16 protein-coding genes are annotated in these 17989 nt (G+C 33.9%); 6 read left to right on the plus strand and 10 right to left on the minus strand.

Annotated features, from left to right (window positions below):
• Window positions 1-38 precede the first annotated feature (38 nt).
• From RCH19_RS05395 to RCH19_RS05420, 6 genes are all read left to right on the plus strand, one after another.
• Entirely contained in the window at window positions 39-425 is a 387-nt protein-coding gene (locus RCH19_RS05395; RefSeq protein ID WP_121924666.1) for a c-type cytochrome, read from the plus strand.
• A 145-nt stretch (window positions 426-570) separates the two neighbouring features.
• The gene (locus RCH19_RS05400; RefSeq protein WP_343022365.1) at window positions 571-1053 is read left to right on the plus strand and encodes a hypothetical protein; all 483 of its coding nucleotides are present in this window, start codon (window positions 571-573) and stop codon (window positions 1051-1053) included.
• Window positions 1043-1243: a helix-turn-helix transcriptional regulator gene (locus tag RCH19_RS05405; RefSeq protein ID WP_343022366.1), complete on the plus strand. Its 201-nt coding sequence runs from the start codon at window positions 1043-1045 to the stop codon at window positions 1241-1243. Before RCH19_RS05400 ends, RCH19_RS05405 begins: the two co-directional genes overlap by 11 nt.
• Before the next feature lie 59 nt (window positions 1244-1302).
• Window positions 1303-1782, plus strand: coding sequence for a methylated-DNA--[protein]-cysteine S-methyltransferase (locus RCH19_RS05410; RefSeq protein WP_343022367.1), 480 nt, complete (start codon window positions 1303-1305; stop codon window positions 1780-1782).
• 77 nt (window positions 1783-1859) lie between these two features.
• On the plus strand, window positions 1860-2573 hold the full coding sequence (locus tag RCH19_RS05415; RefSeq protein WP_343022368.1) for a 3'-5' exonuclease: 714 nt from the start codon (window positions 1860-1862) through the stop codon (window positions 2571-2573).
• A gap of 105 nt (window positions 2574-2678) precedes the next feature.
• The gene (locus RCH19_RS05420) at window positions 2679-4118 is read left to right on the plus strand and encodes a nucleoside recognition domain-containing protein (RefSeq protein WP_121924661.1); all 1440 of its coding nucleotides are present in this window, start codon (window positions 2679-2681) and stop codon (window positions 4116-4118) included.
• An 83-nt stretch (window positions 4119-4201) separates the two neighbouring features.
• Here RCH19_RS05420 and RCH19_RS05425 read toward each other — a convergent pair whose 3' ends face one another.
• From RCH19_RS05425 to RCH19_RS05470, 10 genes are all read right to left on the minus strand, one after another.
• Entirely contained in the window at window positions 4202-4855 is a 654-nt protein-coding gene (locus RCH19_RS05425) for a CoA transferase subunit B (RefSeq protein WP_121924660.1), read from the minus strand.
• Window positions 4856-5029: 174 nt separating this feature from the next.
• Window positions 5030-5728 (minus strand): CoA transferase subunit A, encoded by a 699-nt coding sequence (locus RCH19_RS05430; protein ID WP_121924659.1) that lies wholly within the window; start codon window positions 5726-5728, stop codon window positions 5030-5032.
• 69 nt (window positions 5729-5797) lie between these two features.
• A complete protein-coding gene (locus RCH19_RS05435; RefSeq protein ID WP_343022369.1) occupies window positions 5798-8107 on the minus strand; it encodes a transglycosylase domain-containing protein in 2310 nt (769 codons plus the stop codon).
• Window positions 8108-8116: 9 nt separating this feature from the next.
• A complete protein-coding gene (locus tag RCH19_RS05440) occupies window positions 8117-8596 on the minus strand; it encodes a gliding motility lipoprotein GldH (protein ID WP_343022370.1) in 480 nt (159 codons plus the stop codon).
• A complete protein-coding gene (ricT, locus tag RCH19_RS05445; RefSeq protein WP_121924656.1) occupies window positions 8580-9872 on the minus strand; it encodes a regulatory iron-sulfur-containing complex subunit RicT in 1293 nt (430 codons plus the stop codon). The genes RCH19_RS05440 and ricT overlap by 17 nt, the downstream gene beginning before the upstream one ends.
• A 258-nt stretch (window positions 9873-10130) precedes the next feature.
• Window positions 10131-11663, minus strand: a complete 1533-nt coding sequence (locus RCH19_RS05450) for a SusD/RagB family nutrient-binding outer membrane lipoprotein (protein WP_343022371.1) — start codon at window positions 11661-11663, stop codon at window positions 10131-10133.
• 18 nt (window positions 11664-11681) lie between these two features.
• A complete protein-coding gene (locus tag RCH19_RS05455; RefSeq protein ID WP_343022372.1) occupies window positions 11682-14828 on the minus strand; it encodes a SusC/RagA family TonB-linked outer membrane protein in 3147 nt (1048 codons plus the stop codon).
• A 442-nt stretch (window positions 14829-15270) separates the two neighbouring features.
• A complete protein-coding gene (locus RCH19_RS05460; RefSeq protein ID WP_343022373.1) occupies window positions 15271-16656 on the minus strand; it encodes a rhodanese-related sulfurtransferase in 1386 nt (461 codons plus the stop codon).
• Between the two features lie 457 nt (window positions 16657-17113).
• The gene (locus RCH19_RS05465; protein WP_343022374.1) at window positions 17114-17440 is read right to left on the minus strand and encodes a hypothetical protein; all 327 of its coding nucleotides are present in this window, start codon (window positions 17438-17440) and stop codon (window positions 17114-17116) included.
• Window positions 17441-17540: 100 nt separating this feature from the next.
• A complete protein-coding gene (locus RCH19_RS05470; protein ID WP_121924651.1) occupies window positions 17541-17951 on the minus strand; it encodes a BrxA/BrxB family bacilliredoxin in 411 nt (136 codons plus the stop codon).
• Window positions 17952-17989: the final 38 nt, after the last annotated feature.

Here is a 17989-nt window from a genome sequence, read left to right on the forward strand (position 1 = left end):
TGACTGGAATTTAAATAATCACAATTAAAGAAAATAACATGAAAAAGATTTTATTATTATTTGCAGTTTTAGCCATGGCTTCTTGTAAAAAAGAAGAAACTAAAAAAGAACCATTGTATCCTACTTCAACTGAAGAGATCGCTCAGACTCCTGAAGAATTAGGTGCAGAGATTTTTAAAGGAAAAGGAAATTGCGTTGCTTGTCACCAAATGGACCAGAAAGTCGTAGGACCGAGTCTTAAAGTTATCGCACAGATGTACAAAGATAAAAATGCAGACATGGTTAAATTTCTAAAGGGTGAAGGTGAACCAATTGTTGATCCAAGCCAATACGAAGTGATGAAAGCTAATTTTGCGATTACTAAAGCGATGTCTGATGAAGAATTAGGTGCACTAGAAGCTTACGTATATTCAAGTATCAAATAGTTTCACCTTTATTAAAAGTGAAATTTTAAAAAATCTATAGGAAAGTAAAATCTCCTGTAGATTTTTTTATTTTTATTTATGTCAAGTTTGCTTTACTTTTTGATTATTTTACTTTACATTTGATGTGGATTTTAATTGTATCAACATGAAAACAAATTATTTATTTCCGTATTCCTTTAAAAAGTTTAGCGGCATCTTATTAGTTATTTCTCTTTTAACGCTGTTAATTATTTCTGCTGTCAATAGAGATCACGATGTAATTCAGTTACCTGTTAAGACATTTGCTTTTATTTATGATAAAGCCGGCATCCATACTGCTTACTTTGGATTAACTGAAAATAATATTATCGATGAGGTGTTGATGACTGTATTTATTATTTGTGGTATTGTTTTCGCTTTTTCGAAAGAAAAGATAGAAGACGAAATGGTTTCTAAAATTCGTCTGGAAAGTTTAGTTTGGGCAACCTACGTCAATTATGCTATTTTGTTAATTTGCGTGACTTTTATTTACGGATTATCTTTCCTTCAAGTGATGGAGTATAACATGTTTACGCTACTATTGTTCTTTATTATCCGATTTCATTGGACGCTATACAAAAACAGTAAATTGGATAATTATGACGAATAATGTAAAAGTGCAGCGTGCTATTGCAAACATTACACAAGCACAATTAGCGGAGAAAATAGGAGTGAGTAGGCAAACAATAAATGCAATTGAGTTAAAGAAATATGTACCGTCGACAGTTTTAGCTTTAAAAATCGCTAAACTTTTCGGTAAATCAGTGCATGAGATCTTTGAATTAGACAGTGAAGATTAACGTCTTACTTTTAAATCATTAAACCAATTTTAATGAGATAATTAAATAAATTCGATAGTATGGAAACTGCTTATATAAAAACACCTTTAGGTATTGCTGAAATTGTAGGTGATGAAAACGGTATTTGCTCAGTTTCAGTGCACGACCAAGGAACCTTTTCAACCGAAATTCCCGCAAAGTTACAGAATGCAGTAAGTCAGTTAAATGAATATTTTGAAGGAACGAGAACTGCATTTGATTTTAAGTTAAATCCTAAAGGAACGGAGTTTCAAAACAAAGTGTGGAAAGGACTTTTATCAATTCCTTTTGGTAAAACGAGAACATATCTCGAACAATCAAAAATTTTAGGTGACGTTAAAGCAATTCGCGCTGTGGCTTCCGCCAATGGTAAAAATCCTTTGTGGATTGTAGTTCCATGCCACAGAGTTATCGGTTCTGATGGTTCTTTGACTGGTTATGCGGGTGGCTTATGGAGAAAAAAGTGGCTTTTAGAACATGAAAATCCTACGAATCAGCAAAGTCTTTTCGATGAACTGTAGTTTAATTTTTACTTTCTATCATTAGATCGTATTTTAGTTTGTGAAAATTTATGTAATTTGGGATCAAATATGAAAATATGATCGAAAAAATAAACCTAAATAATATTCTATTTCTAGATATCGAAACTGTGCCTGAAGCCGAAGATTTTAATGCTTTAGATGATGAGATGAGAGATTTATGGGAGCATAAAACACAGTATCAAAGAAAGGACGAATTCACTGCAGAGGATTTTTACGACCGTGCAGGTATTTGGGCAGAATTTGGTAAAATTGTTTGCATTTCTGTTGGTTATTTTACAATCAAAAATGACATTCGGAATTTTAGAGTTACTTCGTTTTTTGGTGAAGAAAAAAAAATATTAGAAGATTTTAATAATTTGCTTAATACGCACTTTAACCAACCACAGCATGTTCTATGCGGACACAATGCTAAAGAATTTGATATTCCATTTATTGCGCGCCGAATGATAATAAATCAAATAGCGATTCCCAACAAGCTAAATCTTTTTGGAAAAAAGCCATGGGAAATTCCACATTTAGACACTTTAGAATTATGGAAGTTCGGGGATTACAAGCACTACACTTCACTCAAATTACTGACAAAAATATTGGGAATTCCTTCCCCAAAAGGTGATATCGATGGCAGTCAAGTTGGTCATGTTTTCTATGTCGAAAAAGATATAGATCGAATCGTAACTTATTGTGAAAAAGATACTATTGCCGTAGCGCAAATTTTTCTGAGATTAAGGAGAGAAGATTTGTTAATAGAAGACGAGATTATTCATGTTTAAATAAATGATTTCTGTTACAGTATCAAAAATATATATTAGTTTTAGCAATTGAAATTTGATTTTACGGTTTTCCTTGAATTGTTACATTTATAAAAAATATAGATTATGGTATTAAGTAGGTTTTGGTTAGTTATTTTTATCTCGTCGATTTTATTTGTGGTGATCAGTTTGTTTTCGGGAAGTACTTATACCATCGATTATGTTTTGAATGGTGAAAAGGGTGATCGTATTTTAGTATCTGAAAAATATATAGATCAAGTTCCTGCTTTTATTAGAGATAGTATTCAATTGAAAGCAGATAAAACCATGATTGTTAATCGTGATTTGTCAAATAACGATACGACTTATGTTTACAAAAATCAAACCGTTCAGATTTACAGTGGAGTTCAAAAATCCGATGGATTATTAGCAACGTGTAGAAGCAGTTTAGTTGACATTATTATTCCCTTGATTGCTTATTTAGCCTTCTTTTGTGGACTGATGGAGCTGTTAATTATTTCTGGAGTTTCTGGTAAATTAGCTAAAGTATTGAGTCCTGTATTTGTAAAAGTATTTCCAAGTATTCCTAAAAATCATCCCTCTATTTCTTATATGACGTTGAATTTTGCAGCTAATTTTTTAGGGCTAGATTCGGCCGCAACGCCTTTTGGGTTAAAAGCAATGGAGAGTTTGCAAGAGCTCAATCCGGATAAAGACACTGCAAGTGATGCGCAAATTATGTTTATGTGTTTGCACGCATCGGGTTTAACTTTAATTGCCACCTCTATTATTGGATATCGTGCAGCTGCAGGTTCTAGTAATCCTGCTGATGTAATGTTGCCTTGTATTATTACATCGTTTATTGGTACTATTGCTGCTTTTTTAATCGTGGGTGTAAAACAAAAAATCAATTTTAAAAGTGCTTCCTTGGTAATTGGATTAATGACATTAATTGGCGCTATTGTCGGGTTGTTGATGTATGTTAATCATTTAGATTTAATCGGAAAGAATTATTTTACTTCTAATCTTTCGGGATTGATTTTATTAGCTATTATTGGTTTTACCTTATTTTACGCATTTCGTCAAGAGAAGAAATTTGCTGAGGCTAAAACGACTGTATTTGACTCTTTTGTAGTTGGTGCAAATAATGGTGTAAAAACTGGAGTTACTATTTTTCCTTATGTTTTGGGAATGCTAGCTGCTATTTCTTTATTTAGAAACAGCGGTTTATTTGATATTATAAGTGATGGAATTGCTTTTATCTTTTCGAACTTAGGAGTAAATAAACAAATTATTGATGCTATGCCAGTCGCCTTGCTTAGACCTTTCAGTTCTGCAGGATCAAGAGGGTTTTTATTAGATTCGATGAGTACTTTTGGCGCAGATTCCTTAACAGGAAGGTTAAGCAGTATTTTTCAATGTAGTGCCGAAAGCACATTTTATGTAATTGCAGTTTACTTCGGTTCTGTAAATATTAAAAACACACGTTACGCGCTAGGAACGATGTTGCTAGTTGATGTGATTTGTGTAATCACAGCAATTTTTGTAGCGACTTGGTTTTTCTAGGATTACTCTAAATTATTGATATAAAAAAAGAGTCGGAATTTCAATGTTGAAATTCCGACTCTCTTACATTTATAGAAGTTTTTTTAGATAACCATCTCAGGTATTTCACCTTCAATTATTAGTTCAGCTTCTGTTGAAGCAATGATATGTTCAACTGTAACTCCTGGCGCGCGCTCTAAGAGCTTAAAACCCTTTGGAGTCACTTCTAGAACTGCAAGTTCAGTAACCACTTTTTTAACGCAGCCTACACCTGTTAATGGCAAAGTACATTTTTTAAGTATTTTTGATTCCCCTGCTTTATTCACGTGCATCATGGCAACTATAATATTCTCTGCCGAAGCAACTAAATCCATAGCTCCACCCATTCCTTTTACCATTTTACCTGGTATTTTCCAATTGGCAATATCACCGTTTTCGGCTACTTCCATTGCACCAAGAATAGTTAAGTCTACTTTTTGGCTACGAATCATTCCAAAACTAAAAGCAGAATCAAAAAAACTGGCTCCTGGTAAAGTCGTAATGGTTTGTTTTCCAGCATTAATGATATCGGCATCTTCTTCGCCTTCAAATGGAAACGGTCCCATTCCTAGCACACCATTTTCACTTTGAAACTCGACATTAATTCCATCAGGAACATAATTTGCCACCAGTGTTGGAATTCCTATACCTAAGTTTACGTAATACCGATCTTTAACTTCTTTTGCAATTCTTTTTGCTATGTCTTCTTTTGTTAACATAATTTATTTTTTTTAAACCATTAAGAATATTAAGGTTCAGTAAGTATTTTTACTATTACTGTTTTTAGACTTAAAATGATCACTGCTCACTTTTTTAAATCATTAAGATAGTAAGGTTCATTAAGTGTTTTATTTAAAGTCTATTTAAAGTTCAAATTGATGACTGAACACTGATTACTTTTTTCTAACCGTTCTTTGCTCAATTCTTTTCTCGAACTTTTCGCCTTGAAAAATACGTTGGACTAATATTCCTGGAATATGTATTTCATTTGGATCAAGCGAACCCACAGGTAACAATTCTTCTACTTCAGCAATTGTGATTTTTGCAGCGCCAGCCATACAAGAATTAAAGTTTCTGGCAGTTCCTTTAAAAATAAGATTTCCGGCTTCATCACCTTTCCACGCTTTTACAATAGAAAAATCAGCTTTGAAAGCCAATTCCATTACGTGCATTTTTCCATTAAATTCTCGAGTTTCTTTACCTTCAGCAACTTCAGTTCCGAAGCCGGCTGGCGTAAAAAATGCTGGAATTCCAGCCTGAGCTGCACGACATTTTTCTGCTAGAGTTCCTTGAGGTGTTAACTCTACGTCCAATTCTCCAGAAAGCATTTGACGTTCAAATTCAGCATTTTCACCAACGTAAGATGAAATCATCTTTTTGATTTGGCGCTTGTGCAAAAGTAAACCAAGGCCAAAATCATCTACTCCTGCATTATTTGAAATACAAGTTAAATCCGTCGTTTCTTTTTTTACTAATTCAGCGATACTGTTTTCAGGAATTCCACATAATCCGAAACCACCTAACATGACAGTCATCCCATTTTCAATTCCTTGAAGGGCTTCGTGAACATTATTTACTTTTTTATTGATCATAAGAATGAATTACTAATAAGCCTAATTTTAATAAAAAATAGGATTTAATTATTTAAACAATTTAAAATTTTACAATTCGAATTCTCCTGTGTCATTTTCAGTGTCAGTTGAATCGACTACTTTTTTAGCAACATAACAATCTACTTTAATAGAAAGATTAGCAGGTCGCTCAAATGGAGATTTCGAAACTTTTAAATCTGGATCATCATAGCAAAGTTTCATAAAGTAACCCCAAACAGGTAATGCTGCAGTAGCTCCTTGTCCGTAAGTAATACTTTTAAAACGTGCAGAACGATCTTCGCAACCAACCCAAACACCCGTTACAAGATTTGGAACCATCCCCATAAACCAACCATCAGATTGATTTTGTGTAGTTCCAGTTTTTCCTGCAATCGGATTCTTGAAGTTATACGGATAACCTGTCCAGCGATTAGAACCATTTCCACCGCCCGTAGTTCGCAAACGATCTCCAGAACCACCTTCGGTAACTCCTTCTAACAATTTGATTACTGCGTAAGCGATATCTTTATTTAATACATCGTGGGATTCTGGTATTGGCTCATAAATAATTACACCACTTTTATCTTCAATTCGTGATATAAATTGTGGTTTCATATAAACACCTTGATTTGCAAATGTGCTGTAGGCAGCTACCATGTCCTCAACAGTAATTTCAACGGCACCTAAGGCAATTGATGGTTGCAAAGGAATTTCAGATTTCACACCTAATTTATGAGTTAAATCTACAACAGCTTTTGGACCTACTTTATCCATTAACTTGGCAGAAACTGTATTAATCGAACTAGCTAAACCTCTTTTTAAGGTAACCATTCCGCGGTATTTATTATCTGAATTTTTTGGCTCCCAATCCGCTGTTACATTATGACGACCTTTTCTAATCATAAAAGGTCCATCAATAATTGAATCACAAGGAGACATATTCAATTGCTCAATAGCAGTCGCATATACAAATGGTTTAAAAGTCGAACCTACCTGTCTCGCTCCTTGCCCTACGTGATCGTACTGAAAATACTTGTAATTAATTCCTCCAACCCACGCTTTAATATTTCCAGTTTGTGGCTCCATAGCCATTAAACCAGATTGAAGAAAGTGTTTGTAATAACGGATTGAATCCATAGGAGTCATGATTGTATCTCTTTCTCCTTTCCAAGAAAAAACAGTCATTTTAGTCTTTTCACTAAAAGATTTTATAATTTCTTCCTCACTTTTATCCATTGATTTCATTACAGACCAACGGTTAGATGATTTCATAGCTTGGTTCAATATTTTTTGAGTTTCAACAGCTGAAATATTAACAAAAGGAGCATTTTTATTGCCTTTTGACTGATTAAAAAATTCTTGCTGAAGATTTGCCATATGCGCCGTAACTGCTTTCTCAGCATGTGACTGCATTCTTGAATCGATCGTTGTATAAATCTTTAAACCGTCTTTGTAAATATCATAGTTAGAACCATCCGACTTTTTGTTTTCTTCTACCCATTTTTTCATGTAATCGCGAAGATATTCTCTAAAGTAAGTAGCAGTACCGTCTTTGTGAGTTTCTAATTTGAAATTCAATTTGATTGGTAAACTCTGTAATTGCGCTTTTTGATCTTCAGTAATAATATCACCTTTTTCCATCTGTGACAGCACTACATTTCTACGATTTTTAACTCCTTGAGGATTACGAATTGGATTGTATAAACCTGAATTTTTAAACATTCCCACTAAAATAGCAGATTCGTCTATTGTCAAATCTCTTGGCTCTTTTGAAAAATAAGTTTTTGCTGCAGAGCTTACTCCAACTGAGTTATTTCCAAAATCATATACGTTGCAGTACATCGCAATGATTTCATTTTTAGTATATTGTCTTTCTAAACGAATTGCAATAATCCATTCTTTCATTTTTTGGACAATTCTAAAAGGTAAGAATTTTGACCCTTCACCATGAAATAATTGTTTCGCTAATTGTTGCGTTAAAGTACTTGCGCCACCGCTTGTTCCTAAACTAGAAATTGCTCTCAAAGTTCCTCTAGCATCAATGCCTGAGTGATCATAAAAACGAGCATCTTCAGTAGCAATTAAAGCTTGAACTAAGTTTTTAGGTAAGTCAGAATATTTTAGTTGTGATCTATTCTTTTGGAAATACTTACCAATAACAACTCCATCTGCTGAAATAATTTCAGTTGCTAGGTTAGAATCAGGATTCTCTAAGTCTTCAAATGAAGGCATTGATCCAAAGATTCCCCAAGATGCGAATAAGAAAAATAAACCTACACTTCCTAAACCAATGAAAAATATTTTCCAAAATTCCCTTTGATAAGAAGTAATGTCCTTGCCAGTACCTTTCGTCTGTTTATTGTTTTTTTTGATAGCCATAGTACTATATTATTCTTTTTTTTCTATTCTAAAACCAACTTCGGTAATTCCGTCTAAGTCTTGTACGCCAGGCACTTTGCCATTCTCTCTAACAGCTTGTTTGATATGCACTTTGTATTTCTTGCGAAATCGTACATTTTCTTTATAAAACAATTTACTTTCTTTAATATCAGTAAAGCCATCGCCTAACATTGTGCCATCAGGATCAGCCATTTGATATTCTAAAGTATCTACTTTTGTGAATCCATTAGGCATTTCTAATGCTACAATTAAAAACAAGTTGTTGAATTTGTAATCATTATTTGCTCTTAAATTTACAAATAAATTATATCGTTTTGTCGAATCTAGCTCTGGTAAATTGAATGTTACAATACTGTCTTTATGCCACGCATTCCCAACAGTTTTATACTCATCAAAAACTCTTTTTTTATCACAAGAAGAAAAGAGAATCACAACCAATAGAACTAAAGCGCTATTTTTTATCCACATTTTTGGTAATAATTATAGGTTTTCTAGGCTCCGCAGGTTTTTTATCTACAGGCGCTTGACGATTAGTATCTGCCGGTTTACTGTTTTTAATGATTTTATTATCTTTTGCCGGTTTGCTGCCGTTGGCAACAATCGCATTTTCTCCAACAGTTTTGCGTTTCTTATTTGGTTTTTTCTTTGCTTTAGGTTGGTCAAAACGAGTTAGACTCTCTTGTCCCATTGCATTATTAAAGTTTTTCTCTACCTCAACTACAATTTCAATTGCAAAATCTTCAAGTGAAGAAACCTTATTTTTTAATTTATTTTCTGCTACAATTTCTTTTACCTGATCAATTTTTAAAACATGCCAGTTAGCGAAGTTATTAGTGTAAGCAAACCACATTAATCCTTTAAAAATATCTTGTTTTTGGCAAATTGCATCTCCTTTTTCAGTAACTAATTTAGTTTCAAAATCTGGAAAATCTTTCAACGCATCCATATAAGTGTCTAGCTCGTAGTTTAGACAACATTTTAATTTACCACATTGTCCCGCTAATTTTTGCGGATTTAAAGATAGTTGTTGGTAACGCGCTGCAGAAGTGTTTACGCTTCTAAAATCAGTTAACCATGTAGAACAACATAACTCTCTTCCACATGAACCAATCCCGCCTAAGCGAGCTGCTTCTTGGCGAAAGCCAACTTGTTTCATTTCAATTCGAGTACTGAATTCTTTTGCGAAGTCTTTAATTAAAGCACGAAAGTCAATTCTGTCATTTGCAGTGTAGTAGAAAGTCGCTTTCGAACCATCTCCTTGAAATTCGATGTCTGAAATTTTCATTTCTAATTTTTGAGCAATCGCTAATTCACGTGCTCTCACTTTCATTGGTTCTTCTCTATCACGAGCAACTGACCAAATATCAATATCTTTTTGAGATGCTTTTCTATAGATTTTAGGTACTTCATTACTTAAATGATTTACCCCTTTTTTCTTCATTTGGATTTTAACTAATTCTCCTGTCAACGTGACAATTCCTATATCGTGACCGGGAGAAGCAACCGTTGCAACTATATCTCCAATGCTTAATGTTAACTTTTCAGTATTGCGATAAAATTCTTTTCTACCATTTTTAAAACGAACTTCGACACAGTCGAAAGGAGCGTCTCCATTAGGTAAACTCATATTTGAAAGCCAATCGAAAACAGTCAGTTTATTGCAGCTATCGGTGCCGCAAGTCCCATTATTTTTACAACCCTTAGGTGCGCCACCATCAGAAGTTGAACAACTTGTACATGCCATAATTTTATATATAGTGTTGTGACTGGCACAACTTAAGTTCTTAAAACGATTAAGTCGTAAAGATAGTATTTTTTAATTTTATGTTACAACGATTGAAATTGCAGGAAACTGATAAAATTTTACTAAAAAAAACCCATTACGATTACTATCATAATGGATTAGTTTTTAATCTATTTTACTGAATTAGCATTTTTAAAACGCCATTTTTTTTAATAAATAACTTCTAAATTTTTACTGTGAAGCAGTAGAATTCCTTTACTATTTGTCCCACCAAACTGGTGTAATCATAGATTTAAAATTTGTACTATATACAGCGGAATTAGTACTTTTTTCAGAATTTGGATATACAAATCTTCTAATCCAATTACCACCATTGTTAGGATCTGTATTTTTTGGTAGTTTTAAACCAACAAAAACATTGGGTGAAAAATTATATCTTCTGTAATCTGTGAACGTTTCAGGATTTAGATATAATGCGATAAATTTCTGTCTCATGATGTCTTTTAATGCTAGAGCAGCTGCGCCTTTAGCAATTGATGCGTCAGCAACGTAAGCTGTTTTCAAAGCAGGTGCAACTCCTAACTTATCCATGTTAGCATTAATTCCAGCAAGATAAGCAGTATTTGCTGCTGCATTTGCACCAGTGCTAGTTGCAGTTCCTCCTGCTATAATGAAATTAGCTTCTGCTTCAATAAATTTCGCTTCAGCAAATGACATAATCACTAACGGTGAATTCGCTTTTGAGTAAAAGAAATCAATTCCTATTTTAGCATTAGCGCCGGGTTGTCCAGGAACGTTTGCACCAGTTCCATTTTCAATTCCATTGTAATTAGTAACTACCATTGGATCTGGATTTGTAGTTTGTGAAGCTGGATTCGGATATTTTCTAATGTCAACAATTGCTAGTAATCTTGGATCCATCGTTACTGTGCTAAAAGGAAATGATTTTCCATTCATAGCATTTATCAATTGATTCGAAATTAAAAATGAAATATTACCAGTGTTTAATCCTAACTGATTTGCGTACCAAGGATTTGTATTTACAGTGTTGTAAACTAATTGAAAATCATCTGCATTAGACGTGAACCCTTTTGATAAGCTTTCCAATGCTTTAGTAGCAGCAGTTCCAGCGTTTATTTTAGATAAGTGTAACTGGTATCTCGCTTTAAACGTATACGCAGCCTTAATCCATTTGTTAACGTCTCCGCCATAAATTAAATCTTCTTTACCTGGTTTATTAATTATTGAAGTGTTAGGAGCCGATAATTTTGCGATTGCATCTGTAAATAATCCATCAATTGCAGCATACACTGATTCTTGAGAGTCATATTTTGGATACGTAATTGTACCCCCTTGAGAAGCTTCAGTGTAAGGAATGTCTCCGTATAAATCTGTTGCTAAACCTATATTAATTGCTTTCAAAATTTGTGCAATTCCTAAGTAGTGAGAAGAATTTGTCGCGATTGCTTTGTCTTCCACCACTTTGATATTCGATAAAGCTTTTACATAAGTGGTGAACCAATATGAATCTAAACCACTGAAATAATGCTTGTCAATATCTTGGTTTGAAAGTGCTGATGAAATATGTTGGCTTACTTGAGCAACACTTACTGAAGCAGAATATTGAGCATCAATGGTGTTTTGAATTGCAGGACTTAATACATCTTTTAATGCTGTTGAATTAGTGTCTATCGCATCAGGAGGTGTATTTACATCAAAATAACTATCGCTGCAACTTGTCACCAAGCTGGTCGTAACAAAAAGTGCTACTATTTTTATAATATTTTTCATACTGTTATTTTTAATAAATTAAAATCCAAAATTAACACCAAAAGAGTACGATTGTGTTAATGGAACGTTTAAACCTGTGAATCCATATACATTACTTCCTGAGCTAAACTGACTTCCTTCAGGGTCAAAACCTCTAAATGGTGTCCATAGCAAGAAGTTACTTCCGCTTACTGTAAATGAAGCAGTAGCAATGTTTAATTTACGAAGCAATTCTGAAGGTAAATTATACGATAAAGACACATTTCTTAATTTTAACCAAGAAGCATCTTGGACTAAAATTTCAGAAGCTCTGTTGTAGTTTTCATTACGGTAGTAACTGTTAGCATCTATTATTGCAGGAATGTCGTTTGTAACATAACCTCCAGAACCATTAGATTTAACACCGTCAAGCACTTTTGTGATGTTTCTCTCCTCAGTAATCTTCAGAACACCATTTCGTAACCCGTTTCTTTGTCCTGAGTCAAAAGCGCTTCCACCTTCTTTATATTCGAATAAGAAGGATAAATTAAAGTTTTTATAGGTGAAAGTATTGTTTAAAGTAGCAACCCAGTCCGGAAAAGCATTAGCCACTTTAGAATATTCGAAATCACCTTTAGCTGTTTTTTTCAAAACAGGTAATCCGTTTGAGCCAATTAGTCTTTGGCCATCAACTTCCGTCCAAGTATATCCATATAAAGATCCTGCCGCATCACCTACTTTTACTTGAGAAATTACACCTTGAAAACTGTCCATAAAAACAATATTTTCAAATGGTAAAGAAGTTACTTCAGTGTCATAAGCTGTAAAGTTAGCAGTAGCAGTCCATTTTAAATCGCTAGTTTTTAATATGTCTCCTGCAAGTGTTAACTCATGACCTTTTGTTTTTAACGAACCTGCATTACTCCAAATACTTGTTAATCCTGAAATTTGTGATACTGGAACTGCAATAATTTGGTCATCACTTTTTCTATCAAAATAAGTGTACTCTAATCGTATACGATTATTGTAAAACTTTAAATCAGTACCTACTTCTAGAGTCGCAACAATTTCTGGTCTAATGTTAGGGTCTGAAGCAATAGAACCAACAGAAATTCCACCAACACCATTAAAAGGAGTTTCTGGTCTACTGTATCTTCCAATTCCGTAAGGAGGAATTTTTCCAACTTGTGCCCATGAAGCTCTTATTTTTCCTAATGATAAAACATTTCTATCTTTATCAATTAAGTCATTAAATACAAAGGCAGCATTTGTAGAGTAATAATCAAAAGATCGATTTGCTTTAGGTAAAGTTGAAACTTCATCTCTTCTTGCAGTAGCTCCTAAATAAATAATTTCTTTGAAATCAGCTTTTGCTTCACCAAAGTATCCAATGTTTCTTTGAACTTGCTCTCCTGTATTAGTTACAAATTTGTTTGTAGTATTTGAAATGTTGTCAAATCCTGAGATTAACAAACCTTCACCTCTTTGATTGCCATACGTATTTCTAGTATCAGAAATTTGTTGTCCGATCAAAAGATTAGTACTAATATCACCAAATTTTTTAGTTGCTGTAAATACTAAGTTTGAATTCAGACCTTTGAAATTAATAGTTTCATTTGTTATGAATCCTTTTACACCAGTTCCAACATCTAAATCATCTGGAACGTATCTATTTCTCAACTCAGAATAATTATCAATACTTGCTCTATAAACAACATTAAACCAAGAATTCGCCTGCCAGTTTAAGTCGGCACCAGCAATCCAGCGATCTACATTGTCATTTAAATTACTGATTTCAGCAAAATATCTTGGATTGTCGATAGTTCCTTTTGTCCAGTTTCTTTGTTTTCCATCAACAGTCAAATAGTTGTTGATGTCTATAGATGGAGACCAGTAAGCCATAGAACTCATGATCGATTTATCTCCCGTATTAGCTCTAGTTCCACCAGAATTAGCATACGTTACAGAAGTTCCTAGTTTTAAATTTTCTAATAATTTATAACCTCCATTAAACTTTAAAGTTTTTCTGTCGTAGCTTGTGTTTGGAACCGTTCCTTCATCTTTACTTGTAGATGCAGAAAGATAATAATTGATTTTTTCGTTTCCACCGCTTACACTTACGTTTAGAGTGCGATTAACTCCAGTTTTGAAAAAATCTCTATAAAAATCTCTAAAGCGAATGCTTGAATCATCAGCAGATGAATATTTTGGTCCATTCGATTGAAATCCTGATGTAAATCCAGGGTAGTACGAAACTCCTCCAGGAACACTGTCGTCATTGTTGCTTAAAACTCTAGGTACTAAAGTACGTGGGAAAGGCGAGGCTGCGTTTCCTGCAGTTGTACCTTCTCTCCAAGTTGATTGTAGTTCTGGGTATTTGTTTACTTCACTAAACGAAACACTCGAAGAAACGTTAACTTTTGTTTTTCCTTCTTTTCCTTTTTTGGTAGTGATAATAATTACACCGTTACCGGCCAATATACCATACAAAGCCGTGGCTCCTGCACCTTTTAGAATCGAATATGACTCGATGTCATTTGGATTAATATCTACTGAACGATTTGAAAAAGCAAATTGCTCACTACTTCCAGCAGAATTAGAACCAATAGAAGGATTGATATTTCCTGTGAAAGTGGAATTGTTTACCGGATTACCATCAATAATGATTAACGGTTGATTATTGCTTCCTGCACTTAAAGAAGAAACTCCTCTAATTAAAATGTCAACTCCAGCACCAGCAGCACCAGAAGTTTTATTTACTGTAAGTCCAGAAATACTTCCTTGCAAACTTTCTAAAGCATTCACTTGGCCTGGTCTTTCAATATCTGCGGCTTTGATTGTTTGATTCGCAAATCCTAAAGATTTAGTTTTACTTTGAACACTAAAAGCGGTAATTACAACCTCGTCTAGTTTGTTTTCTGAGCTTTCCTTAAGGCTAATATTTAATGTATTTCCTGTGACAGTTGCTTCTTGATTCGCGAAGCCAATGTATGAAACCACTAAAACGTTTCCTTTTGAAGCTTTAATTTGAAAATTTCCATCTAGATCTGTAGACACAACAGATTTAGTTCCTTTAATTGCGATGTTTGCTCCGGGTAACCCAATACCAAGATTGTCTGAAACTTTACCTTTAATAATACCTTCTTGGGCATACGTCATAAAAAACCCAAAAAAGAATAGTAAAAGAAGTAAGCTCTTTTTTTTCATATTGTTAAATTTTCTTAATTTAAAGTAAAACTAACATAAAATTTAACATAAGATTGGTGAAATTTGTTAATTGTTTCAAAATCTCACGCTGTTTTTATTGATACAATTTGTATTTGACAAGCTTTGACGACTAATTTACAGCTTTCTAAAATGTTCTAATTTGCTGATTTTGAGAATTAAAAACCTTTACGATGTCATGAATGTTTCAAAACCGATTTTCCATGATTTTATACATTTAAAAGTGAATTCATTTTAAAAGAATAATTTAAAACTTACATGTTAAAACAGATTCAATATGCATGATTGTATTTCGCCGCTAGGCGAAGTTCCTAATTACAGACACAAGTTCGATTTTAGCATGAGTTTTCATTTTTGTGCAAAAAAAAACCTTTGTCAAAGTTTTAAGTTTTGACAAAGGTGATGAGTGAATTGGTTTTAAAAACTAGTCTAAAACTTTGTATAATTTATCAGATAAACGAATTCTAAAAGGCAATTTGAAAGTGCAAGTGTCTCCCGAAGTAGCAATTGTAGCATCAATATCATTCACGAACATTTCTACAATGATGATTTGCTGTTCTCCAGTTGTAGCTCCTTCTATTAAAAGAGTATCACCAATTTTAATTTCTCCTTCTTCAATTAGAAATTGAGCAACGCTTGGTTTTGGAAAAAAGTGAGTTCCTTTTCCAATGTATTGTTTTTTAATTTTTGTTTCTTTTTTCAAAACAGTTGCGACTCTTCGAGCTGTTTTTGTTTCGGCCAATTCCGTAAGATTTGGAACTGCAGCTAATGGATCTTGATTGTTCTTAAATGTCAGAACATCTGATTTTCCTTTTTTGAAAATCATATTGCCGTTTTTAATTCCTCTTCTTACTGCTTTTTGTTCCTCATCCGGTAAATGAATTACCTCTACACATGCTGATGAACAACAGCCTTCCATAGCAATCGCGCATTCTTCACATTGAATGAAAAGCAAATGACAACCCTCGTTTGCGCAATTCGTATGTACATCGCAAGGTTTTCCGCATTGATGGCATTGTGATACGATATCGTCTGTGATTCTTTCGCCCAAACGGTGATCGAATACAAAGTTTTTCCCTATGAATTTACTTTCTAAGCCTTGCTCCTTTACTTGACGCGTATATTCAATAATTCCGCCTTCCAATTGGTATACATTTTCAAAACCTTTGTGTTTAAAGTAAGCGCTAGCTTTCTCACAACGAATTCCTCCGGTGCAATACATCAAGAGTTTCTTATCTTGCTTGTGCTCCGCTAATTGCTCTTCGATAATAGGTAAACTTTCGCGAAAAGTATCTACATCTGGTTTTATAGCTTTTGTAAAATGACCAATTTCGCTCTCATAATGATTGCGCATATCGACCACAATAGTATTTGGGTCTTCTAATAAATCATTGAATTCCTTCGCTTTTAGATGTATTCCAATATTAGTTACATCAAAAGTTTCATCCACTAAACCATCGGCAACAATCTTGTCACGGACTTTTACGGTTAGCTTCAAAAAGGAGTGATCATCTTGTTCAACAGCGATATTCAAACGAATTCCTTTCATGAAATCATAGACTTCTATGGTATCTTTAAACGCATAGAAATTGTCGGCTGGTAGCGAAAGTTGGGCATTTATCCCTTCATGAGCTACATAAATCCTGCCTAGAACGCCTAATGGATTCCACGCCAGAAATAAATCGTTACGAAATTGTGTTGGATTTTGAATTTGCGCATAAGCATAGAAAGACAAAGTAAGTCTTTGTTTTCCGGCATCATCGATCATGATGGCTCTTTCTTCTGCGCTTAAGGTGTTATACAGTTGCATGCTATAAACAGTTTAAGTGTGAAAAATTATTTTTGCAAAAGTAGATAATTTAACCGTAAAGTTCGCAAAGAAGCCTCAAAGTTCACTAAAGGTTTAAGTTATTGGAGCTTCTTCCAGCTTTCCGCTATATCTCTTGTTTTCGCTAGCGCTACAACAAGAGGATGCCGCTTCAATCTGGGCTAGGGTAGTTGTAGTTAAAGAATAGTTTCCGCTTATTTTGTCATTCTGAGGAACGAAGAATCTTTATAAATTGCTTAACTAACTATGATTCTTCCTTCGTCAGAATGACAATTTTGAGTAAAAAAAATGAAAGTATCTGAGTGTTTTATTGACAATAATACGAAATAATTTGATAGAAAAAAGACCAATATATTAATAGTAAGATTGGTGTAATTCTAAATCATCCAAATTCGTGGCATTTGTGCAATTCGTGTCTAATATAAAAATGTAAAAACTTTTATAAATCTAAAATGGTAATAGTTGCGCCATCTAAATCTGAAGTAATATACAATTGGCAACTTAACCGAGTGGATTCGTCTTCGTAACCCATTTTTGATAAAGTAGCGGGTTCGTTGCGATCCTTTAAAATAGAGTTTCCAGTTATTCCTTCCGCAGTAATAATACAAGTGGCACATCTGCCTACGCCACCACATTCACCAAAACTCTCTAAACCTAATTTATCTCGCAACAAAAACATCAAGTTAGGATAACTTCCTTGTTGTGTTTCGATTAGCTCAGAATAGTCATTATCTATTACGGTAAATTGAATTGGTTTTTGTATCAAAATATAAAGTGTTTATAAAACAAAACCGCAGATTAGCAGATTTAAAAAGTAATCAGCTAATCTGCGGTAAATAATTATTTATTATGCCTAAGCAAAAATCTTAGCAATACTCGTTGAAAGCATCTTTCAAGTTTTCTGCAATCATTTCAGCTGGACGACCTTCAATGTGGTGACGCTCTAACATGTGAACTAATTCACCGTTTTTGAATAATGCCATAGCTGGAGAAGATGGAGGAAAAGGAAACATGTGTTGTCTCGCTGCATCAACTGCATCTTTATCAACTCCTGCAAAAACAGTAATTAAATGGTCTGGTTTTTTAGCACCATCTAAACTCATTTTAGCTCCTGGACGAGCGTTTCTTGCTGCACATCCACAAACTGAATTCACTACTACTAGAGTTGTTCCTTCTGCTTTTATTGCAGTATCTACTGCCTCAGCACTATGTAAATCTTGAAAACCTGCCGACGTTAATTCCGCTTGCATTGGCATTACCATTTCTTCTGGATACATATCGTTGTATTTTAAATATTAATTTTATGAAGCAAAGT

The sequence above is a fragment of the Flavobacterium sp. PL12 genome (assembly GCF_039123485.1).
Lineage (GTDB): Bacteria > Bacteroidota > Bacteroidia > Flavobacteriales > Flavobacteriaceae > Flavobacterium > Flavobacterium weaverense.